Origin of the sequence: Burkholderia sp. 22313, from assembly GCF_052045245.1 — a bacterium.
Lineage (GTDB): Bacteria > Pseudomonadota > Gammaproteobacteria > Burkholderiales > Burkholderiaceae > Burkholderia.
This window is the reverse complement of record NZ_JBQEON010000019.1, coordinates 20,159-33,889: the sequence shown is the minus strand read 5'-3', so window position 1 is coordinate 33,889 and position 13,731 is coordinate 20,159. Positions and strand designations below refer to the sequence as shown.

General features: G+C 67.4%; 14 protein-coding genes. 7 read left to right on the top strand and 7 right to left on the bottom strand.

The window, feature by feature from the left end; translation table 11 throughout:
• Positions 1–166: 166 nt before the first annotated feature.
• From ACTJKF_RS17140 to ACTJKF_RS17125, 4 genes are all read left to right on the top strand, one after another.
• On the top strand, positions 167–331 hold the full coding sequence (locus ACTJKF_RS17140; protein WP_014900893.1) for a hypothetical protein: 165 nt from the start codon (positions 167–169) through the stop codon (positions 329–331).
• Positions 332–495: 164 nt separating this feature from the next.
• Positions 496–1,155 (top strand): methyltransferase family protein, encoded by a 660-nt coding sequence (locus tag ACTJKF_RS17135; protein ID WP_440624689.1) that lies wholly within the window; start codon positions 496–498, stop codon positions 1,153–1,155.
• A gap of 378 nt (positions 1,156–1,533) precedes the next feature.
• The gene (locus tag ACTJKF_RS17130; protein WP_440624688.1) at positions 1,534–1,971 is read left to right on the top strand and encodes a hypothetical protein; all 438 of its coding nucleotides are present in this window, start codon (positions 1,534–1,536) and stop codon (positions 1,969–1,971) included.
• A gap of 879 nt (positions 1,972–2,850) precedes the next feature.
• Positions 2,851–3,687 carry a bifunctional allantoicase/(S)-ureidoglycine aminohydrolase gene (locus ACTJKF_RS17125; RefSeq protein ID WP_096506528.1) on the top strand — a complete coding sequence of 279 codons (837 nt, stop codon included), beginning with the start codon at positions 2,851–2,853 and terminating at the stop codon, positions 3,685–3,687.
• 102 nt (positions 3,688–3,789) lie between these two features.
• Here ACTJKF_RS17125 and ACTJKF_RS17120 read toward each other — a convergent pair whose 3' ends face one another.
• Positions 3,790–4,584: an aminoglycoside phosphotransferase family protein gene (locus ACTJKF_RS17120; protein ID WP_440624687.1), complete on the bottom strand. Its 795-nt coding sequence runs from the start codon at positions 4,582–4,584 to the stop codon at positions 3,790–3,792.
• 217 nt (positions 4,585–4,801) lie between these two features.
• Between ACTJKF_RS17120 and ACTJKF_RS17115 the strand changes: the two genes are divergently transcribed.
• Together ACTJKF_RS17115 and ACTJKF_RS17110 are read left to right on the top strand one after the other, a co-directional pair.
• Positions 4,802–6,916 carry a penicillin-binding protein 1A gene (locus ACTJKF_RS17115; protein ID WP_440624686.1) on the top strand — a complete coding sequence of 705 codons (2,115 nt, stop codon included), beginning with the start codon at positions 4,802–4,804 and terminating at the stop codon, positions 6,914–6,916.
• Positions 6,917–6,924: 8 nt separating this feature from the next.
• The gene (locus ACTJKF_RS17110; protein ID WP_440624685.1) at positions 6,925–7,536 is read left to right on the top strand and encodes a trimeric intracellular cation channel family protein; all 612 of its coding nucleotides are present in this window, start codon (positions 6,925–6,927) and stop codon (positions 7,534–7,536) included.
• A 176-nt stretch (positions 7,537–7,712) separates the two neighbouring features.
• Here ACTJKF_RS17110 and ACTJKF_RS17105 read toward each other — a convergent pair whose 3' ends face one another.
• The 4 genes from ACTJKF_RS17105 to ACTJKF_RS17090 form a co-directional block, all read right to left on the bottom strand.
• Positions 7,713–7,940, bottom strand: a complete 228-nt coding sequence (locus ACTJKF_RS17105) for a hypothetical protein (protein WP_440624684.1) — start codon at positions 7,938–7,940, stop codon at positions 7,713–7,715.
• Positions 7,941–8,011: 71 nt separating this feature from the next.
• Positions 8,012–8,395, bottom strand: coding sequence for a DUF6232 family protein (locus ACTJKF_RS17100; protein WP_440624683.1), 384 nt, complete (start codon positions 8,393–8,395; stop codon positions 8,012–8,014).
• Positions 8,396–8,528: 133 nt separating this feature from the next.
• Entirely contained in the window at positions 8,529–8,789 is a 261-nt protein-coding gene (locus ACTJKF_RS17095) for a DUF2866 domain-containing protein (RefSeq protein WP_440624682.1), read from the bottom strand.
• A gap of 222 nt (positions 8,790–9,011) precedes the next feature.
• Positions 9,012–10,166 carry a porin gene (locus tag ACTJKF_RS17090; protein WP_440624681.1) on the bottom strand — a complete coding sequence of 385 codons (1,155 nt, stop codon included), beginning with the start codon at positions 10,164–10,166 and terminating at the stop codon, positions 9,012–9,014.
• Between the two features lie 306 nt (positions 10,167–10,472).
• On the opposite strand from ACTJKF_RS17090, the gene ACTJKF_RS17085 reads away from it, so the two are divergent.
• Positions 10,473–11,279, top strand: coding sequence for a MetQ/NlpA family ABC transporter substrate-binding protein (locus ACTJKF_RS17085; RefSeq protein ID WP_440624680.1), 807 nt, complete (start codon positions 10,473–10,475; stop codon positions 11,277–11,279).
• Positions 11,280–11,434: 155 nt separating this feature from the next.
• Here the strand turns inward: ACTJKF_RS17085 and ACTJKF_RS17080 are convergent, their stop codons facing one another.
• A complete protein-coding gene (locus ACTJKF_RS17080; RefSeq protein ID WP_440624679.1) occupies positions 11,435–12,550 on the bottom strand; it encodes a succinylglutamate desuccinylase/aspartoacylase family protein in 1,116 nt (371 codons plus the stop codon).
• Between the two features lie 257 nt (positions 12,551–12,807).
• Complete coding sequence (locus ACTJKF_RS17075; RefSeq protein ID WP_440624678.1) at positions 12,808–13,590, bottom strand: ABC transporter substrate-binding protein; 783 nt, start codon at positions 13,588–13,590, stop codon at positions 12,808–12,810.
• Between the last annotated feature and the right edge of the window lie 141 nt (positions 13,591–13,731).

Below are 13,731 nucleotides of genomic sequence, written 5' to 3'. Positions count from 1 at the left end.
GTGTAACCGCTCGCGAAACTCGTCCGGGCGGCGCCGGCGCTAGACTCCGCGCATTGCTTCATCGAGCGACAGGAAGGGCGGATCGCCTCTTCGTGCCAGCCGTCGCGGGCCGCGGCGGCGCGGCGTTCGCAAGGTGCCATGTGTCCTCTTCGCCGGGAATCGAGCCATGTACAAAGTCCTCATCACGTTTGCGCTGATCGCCGGCCTGTCCGGCTGTTACGTCGCGCCGCCTTACGGCTATGCACCCGCGCCGGCCTATTACGGCTATGCGCCCGCGTATTACGCCCCGCCCGTCAGTGTCGGGATCGGCGGCAACTTCCGCATCCGCTGACCGGCCGCCGCCGCGAGCGCCGCCCGCCTGTCGCACGATCGCCTCGTTCGATCGACCGCCGCCGCACCTGCAGGAACGATTCGCGCGCCGCATGACGGCGCGCGTGCGCTTCGCCCGCCCGGGTTCCTATACTTCACGGGAAAACCCATCCCGACGAGGCAGCCATGGCCGTGACGCGCAAGGTCGCAATCGTGTCGAGCGTGTCCACGCTCGTCTATCTCGGGCTCGCCGTGCTCGGCATCGGCGGGTTCGCTGCCTTCTTCTCACATCCGCAACTCACCGTCATCGCCGTCGCGACGCTCGCGCTGGCCGCCGCCGCGTTGTTGACCGAAGGCAACCTGAGCGCCGGCGAGCGCGAGAACCGCGACAACCGCTGGGTGCTCGCGGCCTTCGCGGCCAGCGGCTTCCTGCTCGCCTATCTGCCCGCGCTGACCGACCGGCTCGACGTGTGGACCTTCGGCGGCGACACGGTGCGCTGGAGCGGCGTCGTGCTGTATGTCGCGGGCGGGGTGCTGCGCATCTGGCCCGTGTTCGTGCTCGGCAAGCGCTTCAGCGGGCTCGTCGCGATCCAGCCGGGCCACACGCTGGTGACGGACGGCATCTATCGCCGGATCCGCAACCCGAGCTATCTCGGCCTGCTCGTCAATGCGGCCGGCTGGGCGCTCGCGTTCCGCTCGGGTGTCGGCCTGCTGCTCGTCGCGCTGACGATGGTGCCGCTCGTCGCCCGGATCCGCTCCGAGGAAGCGCTGCTGCGCGCGCAGTTCGGCGCCGAATACGACGCGTACTGCGCACGCACCTGGCGGCTGCTTCCGGGCGTGTATTGACCCTCGTTTGTCCCGGCGACGGCCGGAGCGATCCCGCCGGTTCGCGGCGTGCGTCCGATGTGTTGCCACGTGTGTCCGAACCGGGGTGCCGGGCGCTTTCCGAGCGGCGATTTCACGGGGACGGACCGCTGTCGGAGCCCATGCCGACGGGCTTTGACGGCGTATTCCGGCAACCTTTTCCAGTCCGCTTTCGGCACACAACTTGTTACCAGAATGTCGACGGCAAGGATGCTCGACCGGTGCTATTCTTCGCCGCAAGCTCATTGAAATGAATTGGTCCGGGATTCGGCACAATGCCGGCATCGACGTCGATCGATTCAGATCGTCGTCATGAGCGGACCTTCAATAACCAGATTGCGAACAAGGAAGAATACGGGAATGTGGAAGAAAATCGCCCCCGCTCTCGTCGTCGCCGCCCTGGCCGGCGCGACTGCACTGCCGGCAGTGGCCGGTGACTTGAACAACGCGCTCGGCGGCGCGCTCGGCGGGGTTGCCGGCGCAGCGGTCGGCGGCGCGGTCGGCGGCAGCACCGGCTCCGTGATCGGCGGCGCGATCGGTGGTGGCGCAGGCGGCGCAGTGACGTCGAACCGTCGCGAGCGCACCGGCGCGATCATCGGCGGCGCCCTCGGCGGCGGCGCAGGTACCGCAGCCGGCAACGCAATGGGCGGCCGCACGGGCGGTCTGCTGGGCGCGGCCGTTGGCGGCGGCGCCGGTGCGGCGCTCGGCGGCAACATGTCGCGCAGCTCGTACGAACGCGATCACGGCGATCGCGGCTATCGTCACCGCAAGCATCGCCATCACCGCGACTGGGACTGATCGCCGCGGGCGCGGCACGGTGCGCGGCGTGCGCACCGGCGCGCCCGATGCGTCGGCACCCGATCCGACCGCCGGCCCGGCGGCCTCAGCCGGGCCGCCATCGCCGGCCAGCCCGGCGGCCTTCCCCGGTTTCAGCCGTTCATGCCCAGCCCCGCTCGACGGGCCGGCACTTTCCCTCCCGCTTGACCTTTCCCCTCCGGAAGCGACATTTTCGCCAGTTGCATCGACATGCAACCGGACCGGTTTGGCCAACGTCATTCGACGTCGCTGAGCGACGCGTCGACCGGTCACGGCCCGAATACGTCGCGTGGCCCGCATGCGGCGGTCGGCCACTGCGTGCGTGTCGACATCGGACGGATCCTTGATCGGCATGACCGTGCGTGGCGCGAACGGTTTGACCGTCCGCGATCGACGTGGGCCGGCGCGCATCGCCACACCCTTCCTGCGGGCCGACGCACGGCCTCCCGTCATCAGGATTTCCCTGATGCGCCGACGGTTTGCGACACGCGCTCACCGGCCATCGCGGGCGCCCGCGGGTAGTGGGAAATCGAATGGATGCCATCGCAACATTTAATTGGTCGATCAGGATCGACTTCGCTATCGTCAGCTCTGCCCGCGTACGGAACCGAACCGTGCCGTCCCCCGTGCCCCGCCGCATGACCCCGAGTGTCCGCGGCCCGGCCGCCGGACCCACAAGCATGGGTCGCCCCGCCCGTTGAACCGGACGGGCCCGTCGCGAAGCCTGGCCGACCGAACGAAGGCGCCCGCGCTTTCAAGCCACCCCGGCAACGATGTCCCGCTGCCGCATGCGTGCCCCACACGCGTGCCGCGCCTGGCCGTTGCGACCGGGGCCGGACCAACCCATTGCCTGGATGCTTTATGTCTAAGACAACGTATTACGCGCCGCATGGCGGCCACCCGCCGCAGACCGATCTGCTGACCGATCGCGCGATGTTCACCGAGGCGTACGCGGTCATTCCGAAGGGAGTGATGCGCGACATCGTCACGAGCTGGCTGCCGTTCTGGACCAACACGCGCCTGTGGGTGATCGCGCGTCCGCTGTCGGGTTTCGCCGAAACCTTCTCGCAGTACATCGTCGAAGTGAACCCGGGCGGCGGCAGCGACAAGCCGGAGCAGGACAAGAACGCCGAAGCCGTGCTGTTCGTCGTCGAAGGCGAAGCGGAGCTGACGCTGCAGGGCAAGCAGCACACGCTGAAGCCGGGCGGCTATGCATTCATTCCGCCGGGCGCCGACTGGACGCTGCACAACGTCAGCGATGCCGCGGTGCGTTTCCACTGGGTTCGCAAGCACTATCAGGTCGTCGACGGCATTCCGCTGCCGGAAGCGTTCGTGACCAACGAGCAGGATGTCGAGCCGATCCCGATGCCGGGCACCAACGGCGCGTGGGTGACGACGCGCTTTGTCGACATGAGCGACATGCGTCACGACATGCACGTGAACATCGTGACGTTCGAGCCGGGCGGCGTGATTCCGTTCGCCGAAACGCACGTGATGGAGCACGGGCTGTACGTGCTCGAAGGCAAGGCCGTCTATCGCCTGAACCAGGACTGGGTCGAGGTGGAAGCGGGCGACTTCATGTGGCTGCGCGCGTTCTGCCCGCAGGCATGCTACTCGGGTGGCCCCGGCCGCTTCCGTTACCTGCTGTACAAGGATGTAAACCGTCACATGAACCTGACGCTGAATCCGGCGCGCTAAGCGTCGCGCAGGTCGGACACGAAAACCCGCTGGTGCATGCCGGCGGGTTTTTTTATGCGCAATGCGGTGCGCTACGACCGGCGTGGCGGCGTGCGTCGCGCGCTACTCGCCGAGCGCGGTGGCGGCCAGCCTCGCGACCTGCAGCCGCGTATCGGGCGGCAGGTCGTCTTCCATCAGCCAGACTGCCGACAAGCCGGCCCACGCGAGTATCCACTGCAGCAGCCGGCGCCGGTCGAGCTGCGCCGCGTCGGCGACGAGCATCACGCGACGCGCGAAGCGCCCGGGATCGACCGCGATGTCGGGCGCGGGATTGCAGAACAGGTTCGCGTAGTCGAATGCGCGGTTGCCGCGCAAGCCCTTCGGGTCGATCGCAAGCCAGCCGCGATCGCCGAAGTGCAGCAGGTTGCCGTGATGGATGTCGCCGTGCAGCACGACTTCGTCGGCGACCGGCATCGCCAGCAGCCGGTGCGCCGTCGCGGCCGACCGGCGCAATACGTCGTCGTCGGTATCGTGCGACAGCAGCGCGTAGAACCAGTCGTGCAGCGGCACGACCGCGGGCGGTGCCGCTGCGCGATGCGCATGCAGCCGCGCGACCGCGCCACACGCGATCCGGATCGCATCGTCGTCGTGACCGGCCGCGGACAAGCCGGCGAGCGTCGGCGCCGGCTGCGCGCGCTCGAGCAGCACCGCGTCGCTGTCGTGCAGCCACACGCGTGCGGCGCCATCGCCGTTCCACCACGTCATCAGCGCATTGCCGCGACGCGCTTCGTCGCAGGTCGCGACCTTCAGCATCGCGGCCCGCGCATGCCAGACGACGGGCAGCACGCCGCCGCTCGCGGTCAGGATCGGGCCGCCGTCGGGAATGAGTTCCCACAGGCGCAGGTAGGTATCGAACATGCAGACGATGGTACAGGCGAAGCGCCGCATGCACGGCGCGGTTCGCTGGACGCTGCCGCTCGCGCGGCTCCCGCCTTTCCTAAATAAAATTTAGCCGGCCCAACTTGGACTAAAGAATGTTCCGGTTTCCGGGCATCCCTTCGACAATGCGCGCCTTTCCGTGACCGACGGACGCCTGTTGCGCGTCCGCGCTCGCCGCATCGAAGAAGGAGCCCGCATGACCGACCACACCGCCAACCCTCCGCCGCCACCGGCCCCGCCTCCCGCCTCGCCGCGCCGCCGCGCATGGCGCATGCTCGCGGGCGCGCTGCTTGGCCTGACGCTCGCGTGCGCGGGCATCGGTGCGTGGACGGTCCAGCATATCTGGACGCAGTTGCCGTCCGTCGAACATCTGGCCGTCTACCGTCCCGCGCTGCCGCTGCGGGTTTTCTCGCGCGACGGCGACCTGCTGGCCGAGTACGGCGTCGAGCGCCGCGAGTTCGTGCCGCTCGAACGCATTCCGCCGTTGATGCGGCACGCGCTGCTCGCGGCCGAGGACGCGAAATTCTATCGGCACGGCGCGATCGACGTCGGCGGCCTCGCGCGTGCGACCTTCGCGAACGCCGTGACCGGGCAGCCGGGGCAGGGCGGCAGCACGATCACGATGCAGGTCGCGCGCAACTTCTACCTGACGCGCGACAAGGTGCTGAGCCGCAAGCTTGCGGAGATCCTGATGGCCATCAAGCTCGAACGCGAATACAGCAAGGACAAGCTGCTCGAGCTGTACATGAACCAGATCTATCTCGGCGAGCGTGCGTACGGCTTCGCGGCCGCCGCGAACGTGTATTTCGGCAAGCCGCTCGACGCGCTGAGCGCGGGCGAGGCGGCCGTGCTCGCCGGGCTGCCGAAGGCGCCGTCCGCGTTCAACCCGGTCGTGAACCCGGCGCGCGCGACCGCGCGGCGCAACTACGTGCTCGGCCGCATGCATGCGCTCGGCGCGCTCGACGATGCGACCTATCGCGCGTCGGTCGACGCGCCGCTCGCGCTCGCGACCACGCCGCCGCCGGGCATCGTCGCCGCGCCGTACGTCGCGGAGCGCGCGCGCCGGATGATGGTCGAGCGCTTTCACGTCGACGCGTATACGCTCGGCCTCGACGTGACCACCACGATCTCGATGCGCGACCAGCGCGCGGCCGAAGCCGCACTCGAGCGCACGCTGCGCCGCCAGCCGGGCAAGCGCGATGCGCGCAACGGGCTCGAAGGCGCGCTCGTGTCGCTGGATGCGGAGACGGGCGACATGCTCGCGCTCGTCGGCGGCGCGGATTTCAACCGCAACGCGTTCGATCACGCATTGCAGGCGTATCGGCAGCCGGGTTCGAGCTTCAAGCCGTTCGTCTATTCGGCGGCGCTGGAGAGGGGGTATTTCCCCGGTGTGCTGGTCGACGATACGCAGCGCACGCTCACCCATGCGGAGACCGGCGCGCGGCCGTGGCGGCCGCGCAATTTCGGCAACCGCTACGAAGGCTTCATCCCGGTGCGGCGCGGCCTCGTGCGCTCGAAGAACCTCGTCGCGGTCAGCCTGATGCAGGCGGCCGACGCGCGCTACGTGCAGCAGCACGCGATGGGCTTCGGTTTCGACGCGCAGCGCAATCCGGCGTCGCTGCCGCTCGCGCTCGGCGCGGGCGCCGTGACGCCGCTCGAACTCGCGAGCGCATATGGCGTGTTCGCGAACGGCGGGATGCGGATGGTACCGCGGCTGATCCTGTCGGTGAAGCAGCGTCATGGCGGCGCGCTGTACGACGCGACGGTGCCGGACGGCACACGTGTCGTGTCGGCACGCAATGCGTTCGTGATGGACAGCATGCTGCGCGACGTCGTGCGTGCCGGCACCGCGCGCGGCGCGCTCGCGCTGCGCCGTGACGACGCGGCCGGCAAGACGGGGACGTCGAACGGTTCGAAGGACGTGTGGTTCGCCGGCTATTCGTCGGGGATCGTCGCGGTCGCATGGCTCGGCTACGACACGCCGCGCCCGATGGGACGCGCGACCGGCGCGACGCTCGCGCTGCCGGTCTGGCTCGACTACATGAAGACGGCCGTCGACGGACGCACGCCGGTCGATGCGACGCCGCCGCAGGATGTCGCATTGGTCGACGGCGATTTCGTGTACGCCGAATACGTGCACGGCGCGTGCACGGCCGACGTGCCGCCGTTCATCCGCAGCCGCTTCGCGTGCGGCGGCAAGCCCGCATCCGACGCGCCGGACGCGCGCGGCAAGCCCGACGGGCCGATGCCCGCCGCCGTCGATGCGGCCGAGCGCGAGCGGGTGCTCGACCTGTTCCGTACTGAAGACTGAGGCGCGCGATGCATACGCTGTATCTGATTGCGATCGTCGCGGAAGCGATGTCGGGGGCGCTGATGGGCATGCGGCGCGGCATGGACCGTTTCGGGCTCGCGCTCGTCGGCGCGGTGACCGCACTCGGCGGCGGCACCGTGCGCGACGTGCTGCTCGGCCACTACCCGCTCGGCTGGATCGCGCATCCCGAGTACCTGGTGATCACGCTTGCCGCGGCGACCGTTGCATCGTGGGCCGCACGGCACGTCGCGCGGATGAAGACGCTGTTCGTGACGGTCGACGCGATCGGCCTCGCCGCGTTCGCGATCATCGGGTGCGACATCGGGGCGTCGACGGGCACCGCGCCGATCATCGTCGTGCTGGCCGGTGCGATCACCGGCGTGTGCGGCGGGATGCTGCGCGACCTGCTGTGCAACGAGATGCCGCTGATCCTGCGCGAGGAGCTGTACGCGAGCGTCGCGTTCTTCACGGGCACGCTGTATGTCGGGATGCAGCATCTCGGCATCGACGCGGCTGTCGCGACGGTGGCCGCGCTGGCGGCGGGCTTCACGATGCGGATGCTGGCCGTGCGGCTCGGATGGAAGATGCGGACGTTCGGTGTCGCGGACGTCGAGCACTGAGCAAGGCTGCCGCGCGGATACGGCGCCACACCAGCGTAAATGAAAATGATTATCAATAAAACAATGGGGCGCGGCGTGCACGGGTGCGCGCCGCCGGCGCGGATCGGGCGAGCCGCGCGCGGGGCAATTCGGGAGAGGCGAGGTTGGTCGCGGCCCGCAATGGGCGCGAACCCGCGCTAGGCCAGCGACTCGATGCGAATCAGCAGGTTGCGCGCATGCACGATGAACGCATCGTGGGTCGCGCGATCGCCGTGACCCTCGAAGCCAGCCTGTTCGGCGAACGCAAGCTGTTCGGCGTAGAGGCCGACGAGCGCGCTGCGTGCATCGGGCGGCAGCGCGCGGATCATCGAGACGAGCAGCAGTTCCTGCGCGCGCAGCATGCCGGACAGCGATTGGGCGTTCATGCCGACCTCCTCGAACGATGCGGCGGCGTGCCGCTCGTTTAATAGTAGGTGGTCGGCGCGTGCAGCGGAAATCAGCCGGCGGCTGTCGCCGCCCGGGCATTGCGCACGACCTGCGCGACGCGTTCGACGAACTCGGCGTCGGCGCTCGACAGCGCTTCGCGCTTGCCGTCGGGCATCTCGACCATCAGCCGGTACGTGATGTCCTGCGTGGCCCACGCGAGATAGCCGACGACGACGAGCATCACGCCGACGACGAGCGCCGCGCTCGATGCGCCGATGCCGCCGGCGATGGCGACGGCCACGCCGATCAGCGAGATCAGCGACGGCACGAGGCGATTCTTCGGGATCTTGACGACGTCGACGTTGCGGATGTCGCGCAGCGGGAAGACCTGGCCGGCGGCCGACAGGCCGTTGCGCGTGATCATCACGCCACGTTCGTTGAATGCGTTTTCCATCGTGTATTGCGTGGACGAAAACGCGCAGCGTAGCAGACTTCGTTGCCGCGTCAAACGAGACTCAGTGCCGCACGATGCGTGCGGGCCGGTCGCGCGGCGCGCAACGACGGGCGAGGCGGGGGAAGCGGAGGAGTCAGAACTGCAGCCGGCCGTCGCCGTACAGGCGGCCCGGCACGTGCGATGCGACGACCTCGGCGATCTCCTCGTCGGTCGATTCGGCCGGCACGATCTGGCGCCGCGCGGGGGCGTCGAGATGCATCGTCCATTCGACGAGGCGGTACGGGCGGCCCCACGGGCGCTGCATGGCCACCGACACGCGGCAACTCTGGACGGGAAGCGAATGCTGGCGCGTCAGAATCGCGTGCAGTTGGCTGAAAACGGTATCTTCGATCATCTTGGCCTCCGATCCTGTCTTGTGGCAGTTGATGGCGGTGCCGTAGTGGGTCTCAAAAAAAAGAAGCCGCCGATGCTCAGGCGGCCAACAGGGGGGGTGAGAGCATCCTCTCAGCCCAGAATTAAGCGAAACTTAAAAGCCTATAAAAAAGCGCCCCGCGTGGAGCGGGGCGCTTCTTGCCGTCGTGATCCGCGCGTTTTCGCGGATCGTTAAGCGGATGCTTTAGAACTTGTGACGGATACCGACGCGAGCCGCGATCTGGTTCTGTGCACCGTTGCCCGACGTGCTGAAGTAGCTCGTGCTCGAGCCGATCTGCGCTTGCACGTTGTTGCCCGATGCGTTCTGACCGACGACCAGGGCATACACGTCCGTACGCTTGCTGAGCGCGTAGTCCAGCGCCAGGTTGCCCTGGTTCCAGTGCGCCGAGCCGCCGCTTTGCGTCGCGTTCGTGTACGTGTAGCCGACTGCTGCCGACAGGGCCGGCGTGATCGCATACTTCAGGCCTGCTTCGTATGCGTTGTAGAACGTGCCCGATGCGCCCGCCGCGACCGGGGTGAACTGCGTGCGCGTCCAGAGCAGCCATGCCGTTGCCGGGCCGAAGATGTAGCGGCCACCGACGCCATACGTGCGCAGGTCGCGGATGTTACCCGTGCTGATGTTCGCGATCGTCGTCGAGAATGCCGGCGTCGACTGGCTCGGGAAGCGGATGTCCGTGTAGGCCGCGCCGAGTGCGAACGGGCCGTTCGCGTAGTTCACGCCGAAGCTGTATGCACGCGACGAGCCGCCCGTGTTCGTGGCGCCCGTGCCCGCTGCGCCGGCGAAGTCGGTCGAGTTCGAGAAGCCGTACAACGCGCCGAACGTGAAGCCGGCGTAGTTCGCGCTCTGGAACTTCACCGCGTTGTTGATGCGGCTCGACGTGAGCTGGTCGACGTCGTTCACGTGGTAAGCGTAGTTACCCGCGACCGTGTTGCCGCCCGTCGAGTAGTTCGAGCCGAGGATGTCGGTCGAGAACGAGTACTGGCGGCCGAGCGTGAGCGTGCCGTATTGCGCCTGGCTCAGGCCGACATACGCTTGACGGCCGAAGAGCGCGCCGCCCTGGCCGAGCGTGCCGTTGCCGCTGTTGAAGCCGTTTTCGAGCACGAAGATCGCCTTCAGGCCGCCACCGAGGTCTTCGGTGCCGCGCAGGCCCCAACGGCTGCCCTGGGCCACGCCGTCGTCATACTTGAACAGCTTGCCGCTGCCGCCGTTCGCGGTCTTGCTGTGGTTCACATAGCTGATACCGGCGTCGATCACGCCGTACAGGGTCACGCTGCTTTGTGCGTGTGCCGTGCCGGCCGTTGCTGCGAGGATGGCGATGGTCAACAGTTTCTTGTTCAAAGGATTCTCCGAGCGAATAAATGGCGTGTCCAGTTGCGGTTCCGGCGCTCTCTGTGGGCGCTTTCACGGACCGGTCGCAACTTTATCGGCGGGCCACGTAAGGAATGTGACAGTCTTGTCATATGACGAATCTGTGGTGCCGATGCGACATTGGATTTTGCCCGGTTGTATAGCAGGGAGTTATACCGATTCCGCCTGAGATTCTGTCGGGCCTGGGAATATGCACATGACATAAGCTTGGTTGGTGCCGTTCCGGCCCCGTGCCACGATGCGCGCTTCAACAACGACACGGGACAAGAGGACACCATGCGACGTTCGATCCTGACCGGCCTCGGCGCGCTTGCCGCGGCACTGGCCTTTGCCGCGCCCGGCGCGCACGCCGATTCGCAGACGCTGAAGATCGGCACGATGAGCGGCCCCGACGCGCAGATCTGGACCGAGGTGACGAAAGTCGCCGCACGCGAAGGGCTCGCGATCAAGGTCATCGAATTCAACGACTACGTGCAGCCGAACGCGGCGCTCGATGCGGGCGATCTCGATGCGAACGGCTTCCAGCACCAGCCGTTTCTCGACAGCCAGATCAAGCAGCGCGGCTACAAGATCGTCAACGTCGGGCTGACCTACACGGCGCCGATGGGCTTCTATGCGAAGAAGCTGAAGTCGCTGAAGGACCTGCCGGTCGGCGCGAAGGTCGGGATCCAGAACGATCCGTCGAACGGCAACCGCGCGCTGCTGCTGCTGCAGAAGTACGGGGTGATCAAGCTGAAGGCGGGCGCCGGCACCAACGGTGTGAACGCGACGCCGCTCGACGTCGCCGAGAACCCGAAGAAGATCAGGATCGTCGAGCTCGACGCCGCGCAACTGCCGCGCGCGTTGCCGGACCTCGACGCCGCGTCGATCAACACCGACTACGCGGTGAAGGCCGGCCTCACGCCGGTGAAGGATGCGATCGCGATCGAGGACTTGCGCGGGCCGTACGCGAACCTGATCGCGGTGCGCGCGCAGGACAAGGACAAGCCGTGGGTGAAGAAGCTCGTCGCGGCCTACGAGTCGGACGACGTGCGCAAGTTCATCGACCAGAAATTCGGCGGCGCGATCGTGCCGGCGTTCTGAACGCCGGCAGCGCGCCGCACCGCGGCCCGGCCGCGTTGCCGGGCATGGCGCCCGGCCCGAAAGCAAATCGCCCGCGCAAGCGGGCGATTTCGTTGGTGCGCGCGCGATGCGGCGCACGGGCCGGCGGCCGGGGCCGCCTGGCCCGTTCCGGGCGCTCAGGCCGACAGCAGCGACCCGGTGCGGATCGGGTTCGCGCCGGCAATGCGCGCGACTTCCATCCCCGCGGTCGCGAAGCGCACGATCTGGCGCGCGTACAGCACGCCCGACACGCTGCTCTTCAGCGTGATCGTGCGATCGGTCAGCGGATCGACGATGTCGGCCACGGCCTGGCCGGCCTCGATCCACGCGCCGACCGGCGTGCGGAACACGATCATGCCCGACACCGGCGCGACGAGCGGATCGGTGCCCGCGAGCGGCGTGGCCGGATGCGCGAGCGGCGGCAGCGGCGCCGGCGTGCCGTCGATGACACCGCGCTCGGTCAGGTATTCGACGAGCGCCTGCGAATCCTTTTCCGCGAGTTCGTACGACACCTCGCGCTCGCTGCGCAGCTCGACCGTGACCGAAATCGCGCCGTTCGGGATCGGGAAGCGATCGCCGAACCGGCTGCGCAGATCCGACCAGCAGAAGCTGTGAATCTCGTCGAACGGATTGCCGACCGAATTCAGCGCGAGCAGCGATGCTTGCGCATCCAGATAGCGCGACAGCGGCTCGACGTCCGCCCACAGGTCGGGATTCGTGTAGAGGTGCATCACCGCATCGCTGTCGCAATGCAGGTCGAGCACGATGTCGGCGTCGAACGACAGCTTCTGCAGCGCGAGACGCTGCGATTCCAGCTCGGTGCGCGGCTTCTGCTCGTCGAGCGCGTCGCGCATCGCGGCGCGTACCGCGGCGAGGTTGCGCTGCGCGTCGTGCGTCAGGTGGCCTTCGATGCGCGGCAGCACGAGCGCCGCGAGATCATGGAAATTGCGGTTGAAGTTTTGCATCGAGCCGAGCTCGAAGCGGCCGAGGTGATCGCCGAACACGTGTTGCGACAGGCCGATCGGGTTCGGCACCGGCACGATCACGACTTCGCCGCGCAGCTTGCCGGCAGTCTCGAGCGCCGCGATCTTGCGGCGCAGCAGCGTGGCGACCAGCATGCCGGGCAGTTCGTCCGCGTGCAGCGACGACTGGATGTAGACCTTCTTGCCGCCGCGCGGGCCGTAGTGGAAGCTCGTGATCTGGCGTTCGGTGCCGACGGCGGGGGAAATCAGCGGATGGGTCTGCGTTTGCATGATGAGGGGAGGCGGCGCAGCCGCGAGTGATCCGGTATGCGTGGAAGATCGATTGTACGTTGCCTGCCGCGAACCGATCAAACCGCTCCCCCGGCCCGCCATTTTCCTTTGCGAATCATCGGGTTGACACGTAAAAAATAACGTTGCCGCCGTTCTTCGCACATGCGGGTCGCACGGATTTTCGCCGCGCGCGGACAAAAAAAACGGGCTCCTTGGGGAGCCCGTCTGCGCGGATGCGAAGTGCGCGTGGTGCGCGATTACTTGCCGTACACGTCGAAATCGAAGTACTTCTTCGCGATCTTCTGGTACGTGCCGTCCTTGCGCATGGCGGTGATCGCGCCGTCGATCTTCGCCTTCAGGTCGGTGTCTTCCTTGCGCAGGCCGATGCCGGCGCCGTTGCCGAGCGTCTTCGGATCGTCGATGTCCTTGCCGGCGAAATCGAAGCCCGCGCCGCGCGGCGTCTTCAGGAAGCCGATTTCAGCCTGCACCGCGTCCTGCAGCGCGCCGTCCAGACGGCCCGAGATCAGGTCGGCGTAGACCTGGTCCTGGTTCTGGTAAGGCACGACGTTCACGCCCTTCGAGGCCCAGTACGTCTTCGCATAGGTTTCCTGGATCGTGCCCTGCTCGACGCCGACCGACTTGCCCTTCAGCGATTCGGCCGTCGGCATCAGGCCCGAGCCCTTCTTCGTGACGAGGCGCGTCGGCGTGTTGAACAGCTTGTCCGAGAACGCGATCTGTTCCTGGCGCGCCGGCGTCATCGACATCGACGACAGGACGCCGTCGAACTTGCGTGCCTTCAGTGCCGGGATCATCCCGTCGAAGTCGTTTTCGATCCACACGCACTTCGCGTTGATGCGGTGGCAGATCTCGTTGCCGAGATCGACGTCGAAGCCGACCACCTTGCCGCTTGCGTCTTTCGATTCGAAAGGCGGGTAGCTTGCGTCGACGCCGAAGCGCACGGTCGACCAGTCCTTCGCGTAGGCGGTGCCTGCCGATACGGCGAGCACGGCAACGGTCACAGCCGCAAGAATCTTTTTCACTCGGTCACTCCTCGTTTTGTTCGATGGGTGCGCGGTTGTGCCGCGCCGTAAGCCTCTGGCCCGGCGCGGCTTCGCGTCGGACTGTCCGTTTCGCTTGCCCGATGCGGGCACGCGACGTGCGCAAGATTATCAAGACAAAAT

What these genes read in the sequence shown, in the direction of transcription:
- ACTJKF_RS17140 (WP_014900893.1), top strand. Translation starts at nt 167, where the DNA reads ATGTACAAAGTCCTCATCACGTTTGCGCTGATCGCCGGCCTGTCCGGC.
- ACTJKF_RS17135 (WP_440624689.1), top strand. Translation starts at nt 496, where the DNA reads ATGGCCGTGACGCGCAAGGTCGCAATCGTGTCGAGCGTGTCCACGCTC.
- ACTJKF_RS17130 (WP_440624688.1), top strand. Translation starts at nt 1,534, where the DNA reads ATGTGGAAGAAAATCGCCCCCGCTCTCGTCGTCGCCGCCCTGGCCGGC.
- ACTJKF_RS17125 (WP_096506528.1), top strand. Translation starts at nt 2,851, where the DNA reads ATGTCTAAGACAACGTATTACGCGCCGCATGGCGGCCACCCGCCGCAG.
- ACTJKF_RS17120 (WP_440624687.1), bottom strand. Translation starts at nt 4,584, where the DNA reads ATGTTCGATACCTACCTGCGCCTGTGGGAACTCATTCCCGACGGCGGC.
- ACTJKF_RS17115 (WP_440624686.1), top strand. Translation starts at nt 4,802, where the DNA reads ATGACCGACCACACCGCCAACCCTCCGCCGCCACCGGCCCCGCCTCCC.
- ACTJKF_RS17110 (WP_440624685.1), top strand. Translation starts at nt 6,925, where the DNA reads ATGCATACGCTGTATCTGATTGCGATCGTCGCGGAAGCGATGTCGGGG.
- ACTJKF_RS17105 (WP_440624684.1), bottom strand. Translation starts at nt 7,940, where the DNA reads ATGAACGCCCAATCGCTGTCCGGCATGCTGCGCGCGCAGGAACTGCTG.
- ACTJKF_RS17100 (WP_440624683.1), bottom strand. Translation starts at nt 8,395, where the DNA reads ATGGAAAACGCATTCAACGAACGTGGCGTGATGATCACGCGCAACGGC.
- ACTJKF_RS17095 (WP_440624682.1), bottom strand. Translation starts at nt 8,789, where the DNA reads ATGATCGAAGATACCGTTTTCAGCCAACTGCACGCGATTCTGACGCGC.
- ACTJKF_RS17085 (WP_440624680.1), top strand. Translation starts at nt 10,473, where the DNA reads ATGCGACGTTCGATCCTGACCGGCCTCGGCGCGCTTGCCGCGGCACTG.
- ACTJKF_RS17080 (WP_440624679.1), bottom strand. Translation starts at nt 12,550, where the DNA reads ATGCAAACGCAGACCCATCCGCTGATTTCCCCCGCCGTCGGCACCGAA.